The following is an 18922-nucleotide window of genomic DNA, read 5'->3' on the forward strand; positions in this document are numbered from 1 at the left end:
CAACAAAAGGCCTGATCATGTCTACTGAACTGAGCCGCCGCGGCGCTGTCGTGCTGTCCGCCGTATGCCTTGCCTGCCTGATGTTCGGATTGGAGATTTCCAGCATCCCAGCGATCCTGCCGACGCTGGAGCGGGTGCTGCATGCCGACTTCAAGGCGCTGCAATGGATCATGAACGCCTACACGATCGCGGTCACCACGGTGCTGATGGCGATCGGGACGGTGGCGGACCGCTACGGTCGCAAGCGCATCTTCCTGGTCGCGATCGCGGCGTTCGGCGTCACCTCGCTGATCTGCGGCATCGCCTCGAGCGTCGAAATGCTGATCCTCGCCCGGTTCCTGCAGGGCCTCAGCGGCGGCGCGCTCTTGATCTGCCAGATCGCCGTGCTCTCGCACGAATTCCAGGGCGGCCGGCTGCGCGCCGTTGCCTGGGGCTGGTGGGGCGTCATCTTCGGCATCGGTCTCGGCTTCGGCCCGATCATCGGCGGCGCGGTCGTCGCGGTGCTGAGCTGGGAGTGGGTGTTCCTCGTCCACGTGCTGTTCGCGGCCGTGGCGTTCGTGCTCACGATCGGCGGCGTGCATGAATCGAAGGATCCGAAGGCGAGCAGCCTCGACGTCGCCGGTATCGTGACGATGTCGCTCGCCGTGTTCTGCCTCGCCTTCTACATCACGCAGGGGCCGAATCTCGGCTTTGCCAGCCCGAAGGGGCTTGCGATTCTCGGCGTCTCCGCCGTGAGCTTCATCGCGTTCCTGGTTGCCGAGAAGATCACCCGGCGGCCGATGTTCGACTTTTCAGTGTTTCGGATTCCAGCTTTCTCCGGCTCGATCGTCGGCTCGGCGGCGATGAACCTCAGCTACTGGCCGTTCATGATCTACCTGCCGATCTGGTTTCATGCCGGCCTCGGCTATGACAGCGCGTCCGCGGGAGTTGCCTTGCTCGCCTATACGCTGCCGACATTGGTGATGCCGCCCTTCGCCGAGCGCCTGTCGCTGCGCTATCAGCCGGGCCTGATCATCCCGGTGGGGCTGTTCACGATCGGCGCCGGATTCATGCTGATGAAGTTCGGCAGCGCCGCCGCGCAGACGAACTGGGCGACGATGCTGCCGGGCTGCCTGCTCGCCGGAATTGGTCTTGGCATCACCAACACCCCGGTCACCAACACGACGACCGGCTCGGTCTCGAGCGACCGCGCCGGCATGGCCTCGGGCATCGACATGAGCGCGCGAATGGTTTCGCTTTCAGTCAACATCGCGCTGATGGGCTTTATCCTGGCGAGCGGCGTGCTGGCGCATCTGAAGGCGGTGCTGCCGGCGCTGGACGGCGCGCAACTTCGGGCAATCGCCGAGCGGATCGCGGCCGGCGACGTCGCATCCACGCCGGAGCTGACCGGCCCGGTCGTGCATCAGGCGCTGGCGAGCGGCTTCGGCTGGGTGATGCTCTATGGCGGCATCGGGGTGTGGATCATGGCCGCTCTCAGCTTCCTGATCTTCAACGCGCGGCCGGTGCGGCAGGCCGAGGCTCACGGCACGAAGTGAACATGATGTCGCCGTGCCTGCCCAGGGACGGGGCGGGCAGGCGGTATCGATCACTTCACGAGGGTCAGCAGCGGCTTGTCCTTCTCGACGATGTAGGTCGCAAGCTCGCTGGCGGTGACGTCGCCGACATTCCTCGCGGCATGGACAGTGCCGGCGGGAATGAACAGCACGTCGCCGGCCTTCAGCCTCGCCGGCGGCCTGCCGTCGACGTCGTATTCGAGCGTGCCGGCGAGCACATAGATGATTTCTTCGCCCGGATGCGTATGGCGGCCGAATGCCTTGCCCGGCGCGATGTCGACACGCACCTGCACGGCTTCACGCCCGCCGGCGCTGAGATCGTGGCGCTGCAGGTCGGTTCGTGTGAAGCCCGCCGGTTGCTGCGCCTGTGCGCTCGGTATGGTCAGGAGGCTGGCGGTAAACAAGGCCGTCCTTGCGAGGAGGCGCGTTGCCTTCATCAGCTTGCTGGTCATCTTGAACTCCAGGATTGGCTTGCTGTCCTTGTCCGTTCGCGAGCCGGCAAGCGGCCGGCCCGCATCGGAGATCGTCATGTGCTGGTCTCAGACCAGGGTGGTCGTGACGGCGATGTTGCCGTGAACCGCCTTGGAGTAGGGGCAGATGCCGTGCGCGGCTTCGATCAGCTCCTGCGCAACCTCGCGCTCGACGCCGGGGACGTGGACGTTGAGGCGGGCGCTCAGGAAGAAGGCGCTGCCGGCCTGGTTCAGATCGATCTCGGCGTCGACCTCGGGCTCGCTCGCGAGCTTGACCTTGCGCTGACCGGCGGCGAGCTGGATCGCGCCGATGTAGCAGGCCGACCAGGCGGCCGCGAACAGGTTTTCCGCGGCGGGGTGCGGCTGCGGCAGCTTGACGTCGAGGAAGCCGTCGCGCGAGCGGGCGGCGCCGTTCGGGCCGGCGGTGACGTGGGTCTTTCCCGTGACGAGAACCTTTGCATTGGCGGTCATGGCGAGCTCCTTTGGGATCAATATAGATCGTATCCGATCTAATCGTGTACGCGTCGAAATAGGCCCCGGGCTTGATCGTGTCAAGCACTTCCGATTTAATCGGATGCGATTTATATGGACCGCGACATCACAAACTCCGGAGACGTCCGTGACCCGCTCCTCCAAGGCCGAGACCAAGGGCCGAAAACTCTCGAATTTTCTGTGCTTTGCGGTCTATTCGGCCAATTTGGCCTTCGGCCGCGCCTACAAGCCGATCCTGGACGCGGTCGGCCTGACCTACACCCAGTACATCGCCATGGTGGCGCTGTCGGAGGCGGACGAGCAGACCGTGAGCGCGCTCGGCGAGAAGCTGTTTCTGGAATCCAACACGCTGACGCCGATCCTCAAGAAGCTGGAGCAGAGCGGCTATATCAGCCGCGCCCGCGATCCCGCCGACGAGCGGCAGGTTCGCGTGAGCCTGACGCCGGCCGGCCGACGCCTGCTCGACAAGGACATCAATGTGTCCCTGGTCGAGGCCACCGGGCTCGGGGATGAATTTCCCGTCGTGCAGAGGACCGTTGCGAGGCTGCGCGACAATCTGCTGCGCAACACGCGCGCCGATCCGAAGAAGGGCTGATCCTGCGGGCCAAATTGTAACGCGCTGTATCCGCGCCGCGCCCTTCCGCATTTTCGCCACGGCGCGACCGACAACTCCGCGCCGCTTCGGGATGACGCGGAGGAGAGATCGATTTGCGCAGACAGTTGCTGTCCATCTGCGGGATGATTGCCGTGATGAGCGGGCTTTCCGCGCCATTTCCATTCGCGGCGGCGCAGCCGGCTCCATCAGATCAAGGGCCGCCGCGTCCGCAATCCGGCGGAGAGCGTTCACCGGCGAGCGCGGCCGGGATCTGGGACGACAATCACGACGGCGTCTACACCTGCGACGAATGGAAGGCCTATCTCGGCCGGCTGTTCGATCGCGCCGACCGCAATCACGACGGGCGACTCACGCCCGCCGAGTTCGAAGCGGTTCGCCGCGCCGGCAGCGCGCTCGCCGATGCGGATTTCGGCTATTTCGACGAGGACCGGGACGGCAAGGTCACGCGCGGGGAGTTCGTCGACAAGCCGAACGAGTTCATCCTGCAATTCGACAAGAACGGCGACTGCCGCGTCACGCCGGACGAACTGAAGCAGTCCGGGTCCGATCAAAAGCGGCCGGGCGGCAGGGGCAAGCGATTCTGAACCCGATCCAGAAGCTCCTCTAGCCAACGAGCTCAGGAACTGGGGGGCGAGACGCGCTCGCCCTGCTCCGATCCGATCCGAGGTGCACGGGCCCTGGCAATTTGATGCGGACAAGAAGGCCGTGCGGCGCGTTGTCGTGCAGGGACAACTCGCCGCCATGCCCGCACACCATGGCCTGAGCGATCGAAAGGCCAAGTCCGAACCCGCTTTTCTCGTCCATGGTGCGGGCCTCGTCGCCCCGGACGAATGGCTTCAGCATTTCGGCCCGGCGATGCTCCGGAATCCCCGGACCGTCGTCCGAGACGTCGATGATGGCCTGATCGGCTGACGCGGTCAGCTTGATCTCGACTTCGCTACCGAAGCGCAGGGCGTTCTCCACCAAATTGGTCACGGTGCGGCTGATCTCGCTCGGGCGGATCAGGAGCGAAGCCCTGGTCGGGCCCTGGTAGCGCACGACGTGACCGCAATCGGAGAATTGCTCGCAGATCGTCTGCAGCAGGGCAGCGACGTTCACGAGCGTCGGCTTCGCCGCGCTGCCGCCGCTGAGGAATGACAGCACGGACTCCAGCATGGCCTGCATCTGGTCGAGGTCGTGCAGGGTCTCCGCGCGCTGGGCGTCGTTCTCGATGTATTCGGACCTGAGCCGTAGCCGGGTGATCGGCGTGCGCAGGTCGTGACTGATGGCGGCGAGCATGCGCGTGCGGTCATTCATCAGCGTGGTGATGCGTTCGCGCATGCGATTGAGCGCGACCGCCGCGGCGCGGATTTCCTCCGGGCCGGTCTCCGGCAGCGGCGCGGCCGCCTGGCTGATGCTGAAATTCTCGGCGGCGCGGGCAAAAGCGGAGAGCGGCGCACTGAGCGCGCGGCCGGCCCACACGCCGAGCAGCGTGACGCTGACGAACAGGAACAGGAACGTGCTGACCCAGAACCCACCGAAGAAGGGCGGCATTTTCGTCGGGCCGATCGTGGCTTCGAACAGGGCTCCGTCCGGCAACCGAATCGCCGCCGGCGCGGTCTTCGAGGAAAACTCATCGACATCGTCGACGCCGGGTGCCTCGGACGAAGCCTCATCGGCCAAGCCCGGACCTGCGTCGCGCAATGTGAGATGCAGGCGGGGAAAGGCGCGATCGGCAGCGCGCAACAACGTAGCGCGATCGGCCGCAGGGGCCTCGGCCAGAAGCCTGGCAACCAGCTGGAACTGATGGACCGGCCTGTCCGCAAACGATCTCGGCTTCTGGCTGACGAAATAGAGCCCGATCAGCGCATGGATGAGCACCAGCGAAAGCAGGATCAGCGCGGCGATCTGACCACTGATCCGGTGGAAGCTGAAAAGCGCGGCAATCCTGCGGGTCCAGCTCATGCGTCCTCCACATGCGGCGTGAAGATGTAGCCGCCGGTGCGAACCGTCCGGATCACCGACGATCCTTCGCTCGTATCGAGCTTGCGGCGAAGCCGGCTGACCAGCACGTCGATGCTGCGCCCGAACGGACTGGCCGGCCGGCTGCGCGTCATGGTTAAGAGGCCATCCCGCGTCAGGATCCGGCCGGGTCGCTCGCAGAACACCTGGAGCAGGTCGAACTCCGCGCTGGTCAGCGGGACCTGGGCGCCGTCGGGATCGCGCAGTTCGCGCAGGCGCAGATCGATGGTCCAGTCCTGGAAGCGCAGGCGCGCGGCGCTCTGGCCCGAGCGCCCGGCAAGGCCGGCCTGGGCCTGGCGGCGCAGCACGGCGTTGATCCGCGCCAGCAGCTCGCGCGGATTGAACGGCTTGGCGAGATAATCATCCGCGCCCATCTCAAGCCCGAGGATCCGGTCGAGGTCCTCGCCCTTTGCCGTGAGCATGATGATCGGGATCGTCGAGTCGCCGCGCAGGCGGCGACACAGGGTTAGTCCATCCTCTCCGGGCAGCATCAGATCGAGGACGACGAGATCGAGCGAATGCCCGGCAAGGTAACGATCCATTTCCCTGCCGTTCGAGGCGGTGGCCACCAGGCAGGATTGGTCGCGCAGGTAGCGGGCAATCAAGTCTCTGGTTTGCAGATCGTCTTCGACGATCAGGATCTTCGGAGTGTTTGCAAGCATGATCCGCGACTGGGTCCTCATCATGACGTTACTGACGCGCGTTCCAGCGCGCTCAGCCACCAATTGACCAGCATACGCGTCGCTTGTGGGCGGCATTGCGCCTTTTCGTAAGCATAGTGTTTCTGAACTGTAAGCGTCGCGCGCAGCCCGAAACAATCCGCGATGCCGGCCGCGTCACGTCGCGCTAACAGTCCCAAACCACTGGAAATAATCCCGCAATCCTGCAGCCACACCGCAGCCATCACCATCCCGTCACAACGGGCTTCTTGTTCGCGAGGTGTGGAATGAAGACGTGGCGGGGCTTTGTCGCGGCGATCGTGCTGTCGAGCTTTTCGATCCCGGGGACGCCGGTGACAGGGCTGTTGTTGGCACCGGTGGCAGCCCAATCGGTTGATGCGATCAGGGTCGAAGGCAACCGCAGGGTAGAGGCGGAGACCATCCGCTCCTATTTCAGGCCCGGGCCCGGCGGCCGTCTCGATCAGGCTGCCGTCGACGACGGCCTCAAGGAGCTGGTCGGGACCGGGTTGTTCCAGGACGTCAAGATCAATCAGGCGGGCGGCCGGATCGTCGTTTTGGTGATCGAGAATCCGGTAATCGACCGCGTCGCGTTCGAGGGCAACAAGAAAATCAAGGACGAGCAGCTCTCGGCCGAAATGCAGTCCAAGCCGCGGGGTACCCTGTCGCGGCCGATGGTGCAGTCGGATGCACTGCGGATCGCCGAGATTTATCGGCGGTCAGGCCGCTACGACGTGCACGTCACGCCGGAAATCATCGAACGCTCGAATAACCGCGTCGATCTCGTCTTCACCGTCGACGAGGGAGCGAAGACCGGCATCAAGACCATCGAATTCACGGGCAACAACAGTTTCTCGGCGGCGCGCCTGAAGGACGTGATCAAGACCCATGAGACGAACTTCCTGAGCTTCCTCGGCAATGCCGACATCTACGACCCGGATCGGGTCGAGGCCGATCGTGACCTGATCCGCCGCTTCTACCTGAAGCACGGCTACGCGGACGTCCAGGTCGTGGCTGCACTCGCCGAGTATGATCCGAAGCGCAAGGGCTTTCAGGTGACGTTCAAGATCGATGAGGGGCAGCAGTACCGCGTCGCGACGGTCAGTTTCCGCTCGAACATAGCGGGCTTCGATCCGACGACGCTGCGTTCATTGTCGCGCGTCGGCGAAGGCTCGCTCTACAATGTCGAGGCGGTCGAGAAATCGGTCGAGGACATGCAGATCGAGGCGTCGCGCCGCGGCTACGCTTTCGCGGTGGTCCGTCCGGACGGCGCCCGGAATTTCGAGGCCCACACGGTGGGCATCGTGCTTCGCGTGGAGGAGGGGCCGCGCACCTATATCGAGCGGATCGACATTCGCGGCAACGGCCGCACCCGCGACTACGTGATCCGGCGCGAGTTCGATCTCTCCGAGGGCGATGCGTATAACCGTGCGCTGGTCGATCGCGCCGAGCGGCGGCTGAAGAATCTCGACTACTTCAAGACCGTCAAGATCACCACCGAGCCCGGCTCGACGAGCGATCGCGTGGTGTTGGTCGTCGACCTGGAGGAAAAGTCGACCGGCGACTTCTCGGTGTCGGGCGGTTATTCCACGACGGACGGCGCGCTCGCCGAAGTGAGTATCTCTGAACGCAATCTGCTCGGCCGTGGCCTGTTCGCCAAGGCGACGGTCAGCTACGGCCAGTACTCGCGCGGCCTGTCGCTGTCCTTTGTCGAGCCGTATTTGCTCGACTATCGCGTCGCGCTCGGGCTCGATGCGTATTACAAGGAGCAATTGCCGACGGACTACACGACCTATGGCGTGAAGACGATCGGGTTCTCGCCGCGGCTCGGCCTGGCCTTGCGCGAAGACCTGACCCTCCAGCTGCGATATTCGCTCTATCAGCAGGAAATCTCGCTCGATAGCGCCTACGCGAACTGCAACAACAATCCGGCCAACCCGTCGCTCGCGTTCAATCCGACACCCGCCTACATCCAGAGTGTGCTCGGCGGCGTCGATCCTACGAACTCGGTCTCGTCAGGGCTTTATGGATATGGCTGCTACGGCGACGGCGAATCGACCTTGCCGGTGCGCAAGGAGCTGGCCGCGGGGGCGACCTGGACCTCGCAGATCGGCTACACGCTGACCTACAACACCCTCGACAACAACAAGAACCCGACCGACGGCCTGCTGATCGACTTCAAGCAGGATTTTGCCGGCGTCGGCGGCGACGTGACATATCTGAAGAGCGCGGTCGACGCGAAATACTATACGCCGCTGGTGTCCGACCTGATCGGGCTGATCCACCTGCAGGGCGGCCTGCTCACCAAGGTCGGCGACAATGATCTGCGCATGCTGGACCATTTCCAGATGGGGCCGAATCTCGTACGCGGCTTTGCCACCAACGGCATCGGGCCGCGTGACATCACCTATGCGAGCCTTGGCGCAGTCGGGGATGCGCTCGGCGGCACCAAATATTGGGGCGCGTCGATGGAGCTGCAGATGCCGTTCTGGTTCCTGCCTTCCGAGGTTGGGTTGAAGGGGGCTGTCTATGCGGACGCCGGCTCGCTCTGGGGTTATGAAGGCCCGACGTCGTGGGCCGCCACCGGCGAGGTGAATACCGCTGCTTGCAAATGCGGCCTCCAATACGACGACGGGAACGTGGTGCGAACCTCGGTCGGTGTCGGCCTGATCTGGGCCTCGCCGTTCGGCCCGCTGCGCTTCGATTACGCCGTGCCGATCACGAAGGGCAAATACGACATCGTGCAGGAGTTCCGGTTCGGAGGCGGGACGTCATTCTGAGGTGACAATCGTCGTGCCTGCGGCGCGCGTCCTCGCCGGCGCCGACCTGTCGCGATACTTGCCATGCTGGCCTGCGGCTTGCGGTATCAGGCGAAGCGGGGCAGGCTGCTTCGGTTCATTTCCGATCCGAGGCAAGATCCATGTCACGCGTGTCAATCAAGATCAGGAACGACCTGCCGGGCGAGCTCAAGCCGCTGTGGGACAAGATGACCACTTATGGCGCGTTCGAGAACCAGGCCGGCGTCATGGCGCAGCGCCCGCCGATCTTCAAGCACATGTGGTCGCTGCTGGTCGATCTCGCCGACGAGGCGGTGGTCTCGAAGCGGCATCTCGAGCTCGCGCTGGTGACGGTGTCGCTGCTCAACAAGTGCGACTATTGCGTGTCGCACCATGCGCCCAAGCTCGCGATCCAGGGGGTCTCGGAGGCGGGTGCCGAACGGCTGCTCGACTATCAGGATCATCCCGAGCTCGATGCGCTCGACAAGCTCGTAGTCGAATATGCGATCGCCGTCACCAACAACTGGAACAAGACCCGCGACGAGATTTTCGCACGCCTGCGCGAACACTTCTCGGAAGCGCAGATCGTCGAGCTGACCTGGCGGATCGCGCTGTGCGGCGCCTTCAATCGCTTCAACGACATCCTGCAGCTCGATGTCGAGCAGGGCGTTCCGCATCGCGAGGCCGCGGAGTGACGGCCTGATCAGGCCTTTTAGGTAGGACGCAGCCGCCGAGCGTAGCCAGCACGAAATCGGCCCGCTCTGCGGGCGATGTCTTCAGCAGGCTGATGACGTTGTAGCCGAGCGTCGGCAGCGCCTCCATCAGACGCTGATACTCCGCCACCGCCATCTCGAAGCCGTGCCGTCGCTCCGCATCGGTGACGTAGATCTCGGGCCATGGCGGCGTCACGAACACGCGCCGGTCGTAGCGATGTGCGGAGCAGATCGGGTGCAGCACCGGCTCGCCCGTCAACGCCTCAAGGGCTGACGCCGCGTCGACGAGGCCGCGATCGAAGAACACCCATCCGGAATGGGCCTTGGCCATCTCGACATCTTGCAGTGCGACGTCAACGGCGCGACGCAGGAAGGCCGTTGTATCGACCCAGGGCAGGGCGTTGCCGCCGGACGCAAGCTCATCGGCGATGATGCGGCGGCCGGGCTCCTCGACGACCGGATAGCCGCGGGCGCGCAGTTCAGTGAGCAAGGTCGATTTTCCGCCGCCGGAGCAGCCGGAGATCAGGACGCAGCGGTTTTGCAAAGGGTGTCCTTTCATCAATCGTCACACCGCATGAACGAGCACGCCGCGAAGGCGGGTTGCCCGATAGGTCAGAAATGTTGGGGAGGAAGGCGCGCGGAAATGTCTCGACGCGCGGAGTGAGCATAGCCTCGAATGTGACGCAAATGGGGGCGCGCTTGACGAATTCTTCAGTGCCACGCCGATAAGATCGATCAAACTGGATGCTTCCTGTCTGAAGGAAAGACGCACATGGCATCACGCTCGATCATCTGCACGACGCTCGCGCTTCTGCTCTGCGGTGCGATGCTTCAGCCGGCGCGCGCTGCCGAACCCGGCGAACCGATCCGGGTCGGCGCGGTGCTGCCGTTTTCCGGTGGGGTCGAGCTCTACGGCCAGCAGGCGAAACTTGGGCTCGATCTCGCCGTCAGGGACATCAACGCGGCCGGCGGCATTCTCGGCCGACCGGTCGAGGTGATCTATGTCGACGACAAGACACGGCCGGGTTCGGCCGCCGAGGCGATGCGCTCGCTGGTCGAAAAGCAGGACGTGCTGGCGGTGGTCGGTCCGATCACCTCGCAAAACCTGAATGCGCTGGTGCCGATTGCCGAGAGCTCGAAGACGCCGCTGCTCTATGCCACCAATTACGAGGGCGGCAAATGCAGCCGCTATCTGTTTTCGTTCGGCGCGGTGCCGAACCAGGAGCTCGGCCAGCTGCTGCCCTACATGACCCGGACTTTCGGCAACACCTACTTCCTGCTCGGCGCCGACCGGGTCTGGCCGCATCAGATCTTCGGCATCGCGCAGCCTCTGATCGAGAAGCTCGGCGGCAAGGTGGTCGCGACGAAATACACGCTGGGGACCGAGACCGACTTTTCACCGCTGATCAAGGAGATCGCGGCGAGCAAGGCCAAGGTGCTGCTGTTCGCGCTGAAGGGCGACGGGATGGATTTCATCCGGCAGGCCGACGAGGCCGGGCTGTTGAAGGACATCACCGTCGCTTTCCTTGGATTGTCGGAAGTCGACCTCGGCATCTTCCGCGGCAAGGGGCAGAACATGGTGACCGTGGTGCCGGCGGTCGCGGCGAGCGAGGATCCTGCCGTCAAGGCGTTCGTCGCGAAGGCCCGCGCCGCCGCGGAGCCGGGTATCGCGGTGTCGAACTATGTGATGACGCATTACAACACGCTGATCGCGCTGAAGGCGGCGGCCGAGAAGGCCGGCAAGCTCGACAAGGAGGCCATCATCGACGCGATGGCGGGCCTCGCCATTCCGTCGCCGACCGGCCCTGTCACGCTCGGTCGGGATCATCACGCGGCGATGAGCATGTTCATCGCCAAGACGCTAGGTCCCGAGCTGGTGCAGGTCCACGCCCTCGGCGAGATCGCGCCGCAGCCGGGGTGCAGTTTGGCTGACCGCTGACCAGCCGGAATATCTCGGTAGCCGCGCTAGACGCCGTGCTCGCAAAAAAGTGAGCTGGAACGCTCGTCGCCTGTCGGTTCCAGCCCTGTCCGCTCGTCTTCCAGCCAGAACGAGCTGCATGGGAGTTCCGGAATGAGCAATTCGACCTATCGCTGGGTGATCGTCGCGGCCGGTGGCCTGCTCGGCTGCGTCGCGATCGGCGGCATGTTTTCGCTGCCGGTGTTCCTCCAGCCCATGGCGCGCGAGACCGGCTGGTCGGTGACCGGTATCTCCAGCGCGATGACGATCGGCTTCCTCGCGATGGCCTTCACCAGCATGATCTGGGGCACGCTGTCCGATCGCTTCGGGCCGCTCCCGGTGGTGCTGACCGGATCGGTCGTGCTGGCGGCAAGCCTCGCGCTGGCCAGCCAGGCGACATCGCTGCTGGCCTTTCAGTTCGTGTTCGGCGCGCTGGTCGGCGCGGCAACGGCGGCGATCTTCGCCCCGATGATGGCCTGCGTCACCGGCTGGTTCGACACCCATCGAAGCCTCGCCGTCTCGCTGGTGTCGGCCGGCATGGGCATGGCGCCGATGACGATGTCGCCGCTCGCGGCCTGGCTGATCTCCCACCACGACTGGCGTACCGCGATGTTGATCGTGTCGGGTGTGGTCGGCGCGATCATGATCCCGGTCTCGTTCCTGGTGCGCCGGCCGCCGGCGCTGCAGGGCGACCACGTTGAAGCGGTCTCCGAGAACGGCGAGCCGCCGATGTCGCTGGCGCAGGCGCTGCGCTCGCCGCAATTCATCATCCTGATCGCGACCAATTTCTTCTGCTGCGCCACCCATTCGGGCCCGATCATCCATACCGTGAGTTACGCGGTCACCTGCGGCATCCCGATGGTCGCCGCGGTGACGATCTACAGCGTCGAAGGGCTCGCCGGGATGGGCGGCCGCATCGCCTTCGGCCTGCTCGGCGACCGCTTCGGCGCCAAGCGCGTGCTGGTGCTTGGTCTGCTGGCGCAGGCGTTCGGCGCGCTCGGTTACGTCTTCGTGCGCGAGCTTGCCGCATTCTACGCGGTCGCCGCCATCTTCGGCTTCATCTATGCCGGCACCATGCCGCTCTATTCCGTGCTGATCCGCGAGAACTTCCCGCTGCGGATGATGGGCACCGTGATCGGCGGCACCGCGATGGCCGGCAGCCTCGGCATGGCGACCGGACCGCTCGCCGGCGGCCTGATCTACGACACCTTTGCGAGCTACACGTGGCTCTATGTCGGCTCCTGGGCCGTTGGCATCGGCGCCTTCCTGATCATGATGACCTTCCGCCCGATCCCGGCGGCGCGGCCCGTGGCGGTGCCGGCGCCGGCATGAGGTTTGACCTACGTCATGCAGCGCGCCGCTCGGACAGACGCAATGTTCTTGCCGAGCGGCGGGCAAAGGGGCAACGTTGCGGCGTCATTGCATCGGTCGGGCGTCCACGGCTGAATGCCATGATTGTTGGCACCACGCCAGACGCATGAGAGCCCACTATGTACCGTGATCTCCAATGGTCCCCGGCCGAAAAGAAGATTGCGCGCAAGGCCTATGATTCTGCGGTGGAGTGCGCACTCGCCAAGGTGATGGTCGAATTCAAGAGCAGGGCCGTTGCGGCAGCGACGCCGTCGGAGGTGTGGGAAGTTGGCGCCTATCTGCACCAGCAAAGGAGGGAGCTCGATGAGATGTTCGACTATCGATACTCGCAGCTCCCGCTTGTCTTCGCGCGGCTCATCCGAGAACAGCATCTCGACGAGGCGCTGCTCGCGGGTTTGTCGGACGAGAAGCGCCAGGTGATCCGCTCCATTCTTTCTCTGGCCGAAAGGTAATCGCAAATCGCTTCACGCGCGGCTGCGCTTCGGTCGCCGGATGGCACGCACCTTGTTATTGGCGGAGCCGCTTCCGCAGAAAAAGCGGTCGCCGCCGTCGGACTCCAATCCGGAGACGAACACGCCCTGCGGCATCTCCAGCTTTTCCATGACTTCACCGGTCTGCGGGTCAATGCGTCGCACGTCGCTTTCATCGCCTTCCCAGGTGCCGTGCCAGAGTTCGCCATCGACCCAGGAGACGCCGGTGACGAACCGGTTGCTTTCGATGGTGCGCAGAACCTTGCCGGTTTCCGGATCGATCTGAACGATGGTGCGATCGCGATACTGGCCGACCCACAGCGAGCCCTCGGCCCAGGCGAGGCCCGAGTCGCGGCCGCCGCCGGGCGAGGGGATGGTGGACACCACGCGCCCGCTGTTCGGCTCGATCTTCAGAATGCGGTCCTCGGCGATCTGATAGAGGTGCTTGCCGTCGAAGGCGGTGCCGGCATGGGCCGCGATATCGAGGGTGCGTGTGGTATTGCCGCTGTCGGGATCGAAGGCCACCAGGCGGTCGCCGGCCGCGAACCAGACCTGCTCGCCGTCGAAGCTGACGCCGCCGACGTTCTCGACGCCGTCGAAGGGACCGTATTCCCGGATGATCTCGGCCGTGGCCTTTTTCATGCTGCGCTCCTTTCGCCTGGAGTTTCGGTTCTGACTGAATCAGAATCGAATCTCCAGATTCCCTGACGCGTTTTCTTCACACGAAGCGATATCCGCTTCGCTCGAAAACGCTCCAATTGCGCCCCGATGCTAGCCGTTCGGCAGCGGCGCAGGGAGTAACAACGTCGTCGTGAATCCCGGTACCGGCGGCGTCATCCAGCGCCGGGCGCGGGCACGGCCGACCGACTGCACCTTGCCGGTGGCGGCCAATGTGTCGAGCGCACGCTGCACGGTGCGCTGGCTCGCCCCCAGCGCGACCGACAGCGCCGAGCTCGACCAGGCCTCGCCGTCAGCGAGAAAGGCCAGCACCGCCGCATGCTCCTCCTCGACCGGCAGCGCCAAAACGCTCACCTCGCGCCGGCCATGTGGTTCCAGCACAAAGCCGTCAGGCGTGGCGCTGAGATCGGCGAGCGGCCGCAGCGCGCGGCGCAGCCGTCCGATCTCGACGCGTAGCCGCGCCCGGTGCGATTCATCGGCGTGCTTGCCGCGAAACGCCCGCTGGATCAGCGTGCCGCGCGACACGTCCTGCGGCCACGCTTCGCCCAGCGCGCGGGCAAGCGCGAACAGCACCGGCCGTCGCGTCAGCGAGACCGTCGTGCCGATATCGCGCACGACATAGCGGCAGGCATCGACGACGAGCACTTTCGACGCCATCAGGGCCTCGACCTCCTCGAGCAGCAGCGGCCGCTCGCTGCCGCGCGCGATCAGACGCGCCGCGGGCGTGGCGAGCAGGCGCGCGGTGCTTTCGACCTCGGCTGCGAGCTCGGCGATGCCGGCGCGGCGCGCGGCTTCCCTCGCGCGGGCCAGTGCTTCGCGTGCCGGCTTGGTCCGCAGCCGCCGCATCGCGATTCCGGCGACGACCAGTTCATGGCCGACCCGCAGCGCCGGCGGGAACGGCGCCGGGTCGAGGCCGTCAAGCATGCGCTCGGCCGCATCGAGGCTCCCGATCAGCAGCAGGCGGCGGATTTCGAGATAGCCGGCGTGGGCGGCGTTGAGTGCATCGCCTCGTGCCGCGAGCGTTGCGCGTGCCGCGGCGAGGCTCTTGCCGGGAAAGGAAAGGTCGCGCGACACCAGCGCGATCTCGGCCTCCGCCACCACGCAGCGCGCCCGCGCGACGGCTTCGCGCGGGCCGAAGGCGCGGCCTGCGCGCCGCAGCAGCTCCTTGGCGCGGGCGAAATCGCCGAGCCGGGCCATCGCGATGCCGCGCAGCGCCAGCGCCGGCGCATCGTCGCGCAGGGCCACCCGTTTCAGTGCGCCGAGGGGATCACCCGCCGCGAGCGCGCGCGCCGCAGCTATGATCAGCGAGTCCATTCGAATCCCGACACACTTGTCACTCTCACCCTCCGAGGCCCGGTCCTAACCTAGCACATGACAACATGGATCATCTCCAGAGAGATCGAACGATGACCGGTATTGAAACACGAGAAGATTGGGTGAGGGGGCGGCTCAGTGGACGCGGGCCCATCGTGGCGCGCTTTCTGTCGCTGGCGGCGGCGCCGACCTTCGCCGTGATGGCGCTGATTGCCGCGATGGCGCCGGCCGACATGATCTGCGGCGCGATGCAGGGGCCGCTGTCATTGCAGGGCATGGTCCCGATGTACGCGCTGATGAGCGCATTTCATCTGGCGCCATGGCTGCGCCTGTTCAGATGACCGGCTCAAGTCTCCGGCAAAGTGAAGACCGCGCATGGCCGCGCGATGCCGCGCAATTCATGACTGCCGAGCGCGACCAGCGGCGTCTCGGTCTCGGCGGCGAGGGCGCCCGAAACCAGCACGGTCTGCTCGAGCGGCTTGCAGAGCCCTTCGAGCCGGCTCACCAGATTGACCGCGGCACCGATCGCGGTGAAGTCGAGGCGGTCGGCGGCGCCGATATTGCCCCAGTGCACCTCGCCGAGATGCAGCGCCGCGCCGAATGGCAACGGCGGCAAGCCCTGCTTGCGTCGCTCTGCATCGAGATGCGCCATGCCGACGCGCGCCGCCGACACCGCGCGCAATGCAGCCTCGGATGCGCTGCGCGCGCTGGTCGTGACCGGAAAGATCGCAAGCAGGCCGTCGCCGATGAATTTCAACACCTCGCCGCCGAAGGCGTGGATGGCGCCCGCGATGCGGTCGAACCAGGCATCGAGCGCCGCGATCACCTCGGCAGGCGGATAGCTTTCCGACAGGGCGGTGAAGCCGCGGAGGTCGGCGAACAGCAGCGCCGCCCGGATGGTTTCGCCGGTATTGCGCCGCAATGGCGATGCCAGCACGCGCGCCGCGCTGCGCCGGCCGAGATACGCCTCCAGCGCCGCCGTCAGTGTCGCGCGCGCCGCCAGCGCGGCGAGCGGCGCGGCCATGAACCGCGCCGCCTCGCGCAATTGATCCGCTTCGGCAGGTGTGAAGGCGCGTGTCCCGATCCAGCCGAGGGTCGGGCCATCCGGCCGCGTTCCAATCGTGCCCTCGTGGATCGGGCCGGACGCGAGAGTTCCGAGCCAGCGCCGGCCGGCGTCGCCGGATCCCACCATATCGGGCATCGCAAAGGGTTGTTCCGGCGCGAATCCGAGCGCTTCGATGACCTCGCCATTGTCGGCACGCCACAGCCAGGTTCGTCTTGCAATCAGGGGGTGCGGAACCTCGAGCGTCAGAGCGCCGCCGGCAAGCGGCAGGCCATCCGTGATAAGGTGGCTACCGAGGTCCGCCAACAACCGGTTGGCGCCCGCGGTCTCAGCGGCGGCGTCGACCAGCCAGCTCAACGTCGAGGTCAATTGCATCACGCCATCATGGGGTTGACGCACCACTTTTGTCACGAATTATCCCGAGCACCGACTGTCAATGGAGCATGGATCGATGACTGAAGCCTTCATCGTTCAACGCGAGATCCAGATCGCAGCCCCGGCTGCAACCGTGTTCGCCTTCCTGACCGATCCGCAGAAGATCGTGAGCTGGATGGGGCTGGAAGCCGCGACCGAGACGCATCCCGGGGGCCTCTACTTCCTCAAGGGGCTCGGCAGCGATCGCAGCCGCGCCGCGCGCGGTGCGTTCCGCGAGGTCGTGCCGGTGCATCGTCTCGCCTACAGCTTCGGCTGGGAGGGCAGCGAGGAAGTGCCGCCGGGCTCGAGCCTGATCGAGATCGACCTGATGGAGCAGGACAACGGCACGCTGCTCCGCATGACCCATAGCGGCCTGCCGAACGCCGCGCAGTGCGAGAGCCACGACAAGGGTTGGGCGCACTATATGAGCCGGCTCTCGCACGCGGCCGCCGGTCGGGATCCCGGCCCCGACCACGGTCCCGCCAATCGCCATTGACGTCGCGTCATGTCGGCCATTTCGAGCCGAGGATGATCGAGCAGAAGTTCATCCTGGTGTAGTTCATGTTCTTCAGCGCCAGCACGTCGGCCTTGACGTTGCCGAAGGTCGTCAGCGGCTTGTTGATGGTGCCGGCGGCGAAATGATCGATGATGTTCTCCTTGAAGTTCGCCTCGCGCGGATGGTGCGCGCAGACATGGTCGCGGTGCTCGTGCGAGAAATCGTCATAGGCGATGCCGAGCACGTCCATCTCGACGCCGGCGGTGACCAGCGCAATGGTCGGACGCATATGCTCGGGGAGACCGGGCGTGGTGTGCAGGGCGATTGAGGTCCAGACGTCCTCGATGTCGCGCTCCGGAACGCCGTAGCCCTTGAGGAAGTCGCGCGCGGCGTTGGCGCCGTCGACCTCGAAGCGCAGATCGGGGCTCGCATGAGCGGCGGTGAGGCCCATGTCGTGAAACAAGGCGCCGATATAGAGCAACTCGGGGTCGAATTTCAGCTTGCGGCGGTTGCCGGTCAGCGCGCCCCAGAAGAACACGCGGCGGCTGTGATTGTAGAGCAGGTCGTCCTCGGTATCGCGCACCAGTTGGGTGGCGGCGCGGGCCATCGCGCTGTCGGGTACGCGGATGCCGGCGATGATCTCGGTCATTTCAAGACGCTCCTCGATGTGGCAAGACGATGCCGTGGCGTGCGAACACGCGAGCCCGGCGCTTGTCTCTGCGGTGTGTGCGGATCGCCGGATGGCGCGATCCGTGGGGTGTTTGTCGTCCGTTTTGACCCGATCCCGCAACGATCGCGCGCCGCCGGATCGGGCCAACCAGACGTCGTTTCGCGCCAGCGGGCAGGGAGAAGGTATGGCGGTTCAGAGGGTCGCGATCGCGATTCACGAAGGGGTTCAGGCGCTCGATGTCGCGGGTCCCGTCGATGTGTTCGCGGAGACGAACGGCTTTGTGCCGGCGGGCGATGGCTATGAGACCGTGCTGGTCGGGGCCGGCTGCGAACCGCTGCGCGCATCGAACGGCATGAAGATATCGGCCGATCTCAGCTTCGCCGAGGCACAGGAGAGGTTCGATATCCTGCTCGTCGCCGGCGGGCCGGCATTGCCCGACGCCGCGCCGGATCCCGAACTGACACAGTGGCTGCGTGGGGCGCCCGCGCGCGCCGAGCTCTACGGTTCGATCTGCACCGGCGCCTTCGCGCTCGGCCATGCCGGGCTGCTCGACGGCCACAAGGTGACGACGCATTGGCAGAATGCGCAGCGGCTGGCGGCGCGCTTTCCAGCGGCCGAGGTGATCTTCGACCGCATCTACATTCGCGACGGACATCTGATGACCTCGGCCGGCGTGACCGCGGGGATCGATCTCGGCCTCGCGCTGGTCGCCGAGCGGCACGGGCCGCAGGTTGCGGTCGCGGTGGCCAAGCGGCTGGTCGTGGTGGCGCAGCGCCAGGGCGGGCAGTCGCAATTCAGTCCCTATCTCACCGCGCCGGTCGATGAGGATTCGCCGATTGCGCGCGCGCAGGCGCATGTGATGCAGCATGTCGGCGAGCGCCACACGCTGCTGTCGCTGGCGGAGGCCGTCGGCATGAGCGTGCGCAATTTCGGCCGCGCCTTTGCGCAGGAGACCGGCATCACGCCGCACGAATTCGTCGAGCGAGCGCGGGTCGACGCCGCGCGCCGGCTGCTCGAGGGCTCAGACCGGCCGCTGAAGGCGGTGGCCTTCGACTGCGGCTTCGGCTCGGCCGACCGGATGCGGATCGTGTTCAGCGAGCGGCTCGGCGTGTCCCCCGCGCAGTACCGCGCGAGTTTTCGCAAATTGTGACGCCGTTCATGACGCGGAACATGCCGCCAGCGTAGGATGG

At 65.6% G+C, this 18922-nt stretch carries 20 protein-coding genes; 11 read left to right on the top strand and 9 right to left on the bottom strand.

Going from position 1 to position 18922, the window contains the following annotated elements; all coding sequences use genetic code 11:
• Nucleotides 1-17: 17 nt before the first annotated feature.
• Nucleotides 18-1535 carry an MFS transporter gene (locus tag PMN64_RS20150; protein ID WP_411781872.1) on the top strand — a complete coding sequence of 506 codons (1518 nt, stop codon included), beginning with the start codon at nt 18-20 and terminating at the stop codon, nt 1533-1535.
• A gap of 50 nt (nt 1536-1585) precedes the next feature.
• Here PMN64_RS20150 and PMN64_RS20155 read toward each other — a convergent pair whose 3' ends face one another.
• Together PMN64_RS20155 and PMN64_RS20160 are read right to left on the bottom strand one after the other, a co-directional pair.
• Nucleotides 1586-1990: a cupin domain-containing protein gene (locus tag PMN64_RS20155; protein ID WP_411781902.1), complete on the bottom strand. Its 405-nt coding sequence runs from the start codon at nt 1988-1990 to the stop codon at nt 1586-1588.
• 102 nt (nt 1991-2092) lie between these two features.
• Nucleotides 2093-2494, bottom strand: coding sequence for an Ohr family peroxiredoxin (locus PMN64_RS20160; RefSeq protein WP_411781873.1), 402 nt, complete (start codon nt 2492-2494; stop codon nt 2093-2095).
• 148 nt (nt 2495-2642) lie between these two features.
• Between PMN64_RS20160 and PMN64_RS20165 the strand changes: the two genes are divergently transcribed.
• Entirely contained in the window at nt 2643-3110 is a 468-nt protein-coding gene (locus PMN64_RS20165; RefSeq protein ID WP_411781874.1) for a MarR family winged helix-turn-helix transcriptional regulator, read from the top strand.
• 155 nt (nt 3111-3265) lie between these two features.
• A complete protein-coding gene (locus PMN64_RS20170; protein WP_411781875.1) occupies nt 3266-3715 on the top strand; it encodes an EF-hand domain-containing protein in 450 nt (149 codons plus the stop codon).
• 19 nt (nt 3716-3734) lie between these two features.
• On the opposite strand, the gene PMN64_RS20175 is transcribed toward PMN64_RS20170, so the two are convergent.
• A complete protein-coding gene (locus PMN64_RS20175; protein ID WP_411781876.1) occupies nt 3735-5075 on the bottom strand; it encodes an ATP-binding protein in 1341 nt (446 codons plus the stop codon).
• Nucleotides 5072-5794 (bottom strand): response regulator, encoded by a 723-nt coding sequence (locus PMN64_RS20180; protein ID WP_026192667.1) that lies wholly within the window; start codon nt 5792-5794, stop codon nt 5072-5074. The genes PMN64_RS20175 and PMN64_RS20180 overlap by 4 nt, the downstream gene beginning before the upstream one ends.
• A 284-nt stretch (nt 5795-6078) precedes the next feature.
• Between PMN64_RS20180 and bamA the strand changes: the two genes are divergently transcribed.
• Both bamA and PMN64_RS20190 read left to right on the top strand, forming a co-directional pair.
• Complete coding sequence (gene bamA / locus PMN64_RS20185; protein ID WP_411781877.1) at nt 6079-8589, top strand: outer membrane protein assembly factor BamA; 2511 nt, start codon at nt 6079-6081, stop codon at nt 8587-8589.
• A gap of 140 nt (nt 8590-8729) precedes the next feature.
• The gene (locus PMN64_RS20190; RefSeq protein WP_411781878.1) at nt 8730-9281 is read left to right on the top strand and encodes a carboxymuconolactone decarboxylase family protein; all 552 of its coding nucleotides are present in this window, start codon (nt 8730-8732) and stop codon (nt 9279-9281) included.
• Here PMN64_RS20190 and PMN64_RS20195 read toward each other — a convergent pair.
• Nucleotides 9220-9858, bottom strand: coding sequence for an AAA family ATPase (locus tag PMN64_RS20195; protein WP_411781879.1), 639 nt, complete (start codon nt 9856-9858; stop codon nt 9220-9222). The two genes, PMN64_RS20190 and PMN64_RS20195, sit on opposite strands and share 62 nt — an antisense overlap.
• A 213-nt stretch (nt 9859-10071) precedes the next feature.
• Between PMN64_RS20195 and PMN64_RS20200 the strand changes: the two genes are divergently transcribed.
• From PMN64_RS20200 to PMN64_RS20210, 3 genes are all read left to right on the top strand, one after another.
• Nucleotides 10072-11238, top strand: coding sequence for an ABC transporter substrate-binding protein (locus PMN64_RS20200; RefSeq protein WP_411781880.1), 1167 nt, complete (start codon nt 10072-10074; stop codon nt 11236-11238).
• Between the two features lie 132 nt (nt 11239-11370).
• Nucleotides 11371-12588: an MFS transporter gene (locus PMN64_RS20205; RefSeq protein WP_411781881.1), complete on the top strand. Its 1218-nt coding sequence runs from the start codon at nt 11371-11373 to the stop codon at nt 12586-12588.
• 158 nt (nt 12589-12746) lie between these two features.
• Entirely contained in the window at nt 12747-13079 is a 333-nt protein-coding gene (locus PMN64_RS20210) for a hypothetical protein (RefSeq protein WP_411781882.1), read from the top strand.
• Between the two features lie 12 nt (nt 13080-13091).
• On the opposite strand, the gene PMN64_RS20215 is transcribed toward PMN64_RS20210, so the two are convergent.
• On the bottom strand, nt 13092-13739 hold the full coding sequence (locus tag PMN64_RS20215) for a glutaminyl-peptide cyclotransferase (protein ID WP_028344734.1): 648 nt from the start codon (nt 13737-13739) through the stop codon (nt 13092-13094).
• A 129-nt stretch (nt 13740-13868) separates the two neighbouring features.
• On the bottom strand, nt 13869-15089 hold the full coding sequence (locus PMN64_RS20220) for a helix-turn-helix domain-containing protein (protein ID WP_411781883.1): 1221 nt from the start codon (nt 15087-15089) through the stop codon (nt 13869-13871).
• Between the two features lie 92 nt (nt 15090-15181).
• Here PMN64_RS20220 and PMN64_RS20225 point away from each other — a divergent pair, with 92 nt between their 5' ends.
• Nucleotides 15182-15430: a hypothetical protein gene (locus tag PMN64_RS20225; protein ID WP_411781884.1), complete on the top strand. Its 249-nt coding sequence runs from the start codon at nt 15182-15184 to the stop codon at nt 15428-15430.
• A 5-nt stretch (nt 15431-15435) separates the two neighbouring features.
• On the opposite strand, the gene PMN64_RS20230 is transcribed toward PMN64_RS20225, so the two are convergent.
• On the bottom strand, nt 15436-16527 hold the full coding sequence (locus tag PMN64_RS20230; RefSeq protein ID WP_411781903.1) for an adenylate/guanylate cyclase domain-containing protein: 1092 nt from the start codon (nt 16525-16527) through the stop codon (nt 15436-15438).
• 76 nt (nt 16528-16603) lie between these two features.
• Between PMN64_RS20230 and PMN64_RS20235 the strand changes: the two genes are divergently transcribed.
• Nucleotides 16604-17062, top strand: coding sequence for an SRPBCC domain-containing protein (locus tag PMN64_RS20235; protein WP_028344737.1), 459 nt, complete (start codon nt 16604-16606; stop codon nt 17060-17062).
• 7 nt (nt 17063-17069) lie between these two features.
• Here the strand turns inward: PMN64_RS20235 and PMN64_RS20240 are convergent, their stop codons facing one another.
• Complete coding sequence (locus PMN64_RS20240; RefSeq protein ID WP_411781885.1) at nt 17070-17711, bottom strand: HD domain-containing protein; 642 nt, start codon at nt 17709-17711, stop codon at nt 17070-17072.
• 205 nt (nt 17712-17916) lie between these two features.
• Between PMN64_RS20240 and PMN64_RS20245 the strand changes: the two genes are divergently transcribed.
• Nucleotides 17917-18882, top strand: coding sequence for a GlxA family transcriptional regulator (locus tag PMN64_RS20245; RefSeq protein ID WP_411781886.1), 966 nt, complete (start codon nt 17917-17919; stop codon nt 18880-18882).
• Nucleotides 18883-18922 lie beyond the last annotated feature (40 nt).

The sequence above is a fragment of the Bradyrhizobium sp. UFLA01-814 genome, from assembly GCF_046718885.1.
Classification (GTDB): domain Bacteria; phylum Pseudomonadota; class Alphaproteobacteria; order Rhizobiales; family Xanthobacteraceae; genus Bradyrhizobium; species Bradyrhizobium elkanii.

What these genes read in the sequence shown, in the direction of transcription:
- PMN64_RS20150 (WP_411781872.1), top strand. Translation starts at nt 18, where the DNA reads ATGTCTACTGAACTGAGCCGCCGCGGCGCTGTCGTGCTGTCCGCCGTA.
- PMN64_RS20155 (WP_411781902.1), bottom strand. Translation starts at nt 1,990, where the DNA reads ATGAAGGCAACGCGCCTCCTCGCAAGGACGGCCTTGTTTACCGCCAGC.
- PMN64_RS20160 (WP_411781873.1), bottom strand. Translation starts at nt 2,494, where the DNA reads ATGACCGCCAATGCAAAGGTTCTCGTCACGGGAAAGACCCACGTCACC.
- PMN64_RS20170 (WP_411781875.1), top strand. Translation starts at nt 3,266, where the DNA reads ATGAGCGGGCTTTCCGCGCCATTTCCATTCGCGGCGGCGCAGCCGGCT.
- PMN64_RS20175 (WP_411781876.1), bottom strand. Translation starts at nt 5,075, where the DNA reads ATGAGCTGGACCCGCAGGATTGCCGCGCTTTTCAGCTTCCACCGGATC.
- PMN64_RS20180 (WP_026192667.1), bottom strand. Translation starts at nt 5,794, where the DNA reads ATGCTTGCAAACACTCCGAAGATCCTGATCGTCGAAGACGATCTGCAA.
- bamA (WP_411781877.1), top strand. Translation starts at nt 6,079, where the DNA reads ATGAAGACGTGGCGGGGCTTTGTCGCGGCGATCGTGCTGTCGAGCTTT.
- PMN64_RS20190 (WP_411781878.1), top strand. Translation starts at nt 8,730, where the DNA reads ATGTCACGCGTGTCAATCAAGATCAGGAACGACCTGCCGGGCGAGCTC.
- PMN64_RS20195 (WP_411781879.1), bottom strand. Translation starts at nt 9,858, where the DNA reads ATGAAAGGACACCCTTTGCAAAACCGCTGCGTCCTGATCTCCGGCTGC.
- PMN64_RS20200 (WP_411781880.1), top strand. Translation starts at nt 10,072, where the DNA reads ATGGCATCACGCTCGATCATCTGCACGACGCTCGCGCTTCTGCTCTGC.
- PMN64_RS20205 (WP_411781881.1), top strand. Translation starts at nt 11,371, where the DNA reads ATGAGCAATTCGACCTATCGCTGGGTGATCGTCGCGGCCGGTGGCCTG.
- PMN64_RS20210 (WP_411781882.1), top strand. Translation starts at nt 12,747, where the DNA reads ATGTACCGTGATCTCCAATGGTCCCCGGCCGAAAAGAAGATTGCGCGC.
- PMN64_RS20215 (WP_028344734.1), bottom strand. Translation starts at nt 13,739, where the DNA reads ATGAAAAAGGCCACGGCCGAGATCATCCGGGAATACGGTCCCTTCGAC.
- PMN64_RS20220 (WP_411781883.1), bottom strand. Translation starts at nt 15,089, where the DNA reads ATGGACTCGCTGATCATAGCTGCGGCGCGCGCGCTCGCGGCGGGTGAT.
- PMN64_RS20225 (WP_411781884.1), top strand. Translation starts at nt 15,182, where the DNA reads ATGACCGGTATTGAAACACGAGAAGATTGGGTGAGGGGGCGGCTCAGT.
- PMN64_RS20230 (WP_411781903.1), bottom strand. Translation starts at nt 16,527, where the DNA reads ATGCAATTGACCTCGACGTTGAGCTGGCTGGTCGACGCCGCCGCTGAG.
- PMN64_RS20235 (WP_028344737.1), top strand. Translation starts at nt 16,604, where the DNA reads ATGACTGAAGCCTTCATCGTTCAACGCGAGATCCAGATCGCAGCCCCG.
- PMN64_RS20240 (WP_411781885.1), bottom strand. Translation starts at nt 17,711, where the DNA reads ATGACCGAGATCATCGCCGGCATCCGCGTACCCGACAGCGCGATGGCC.
- PMN64_RS20245 (WP_411781886.1), top strand. Translation starts at nt 17,917, where the DNA reads ATGGCGGTTCAGAGGGTCGCGATCGCGATTCACGAAGGGGTTCAGGCG.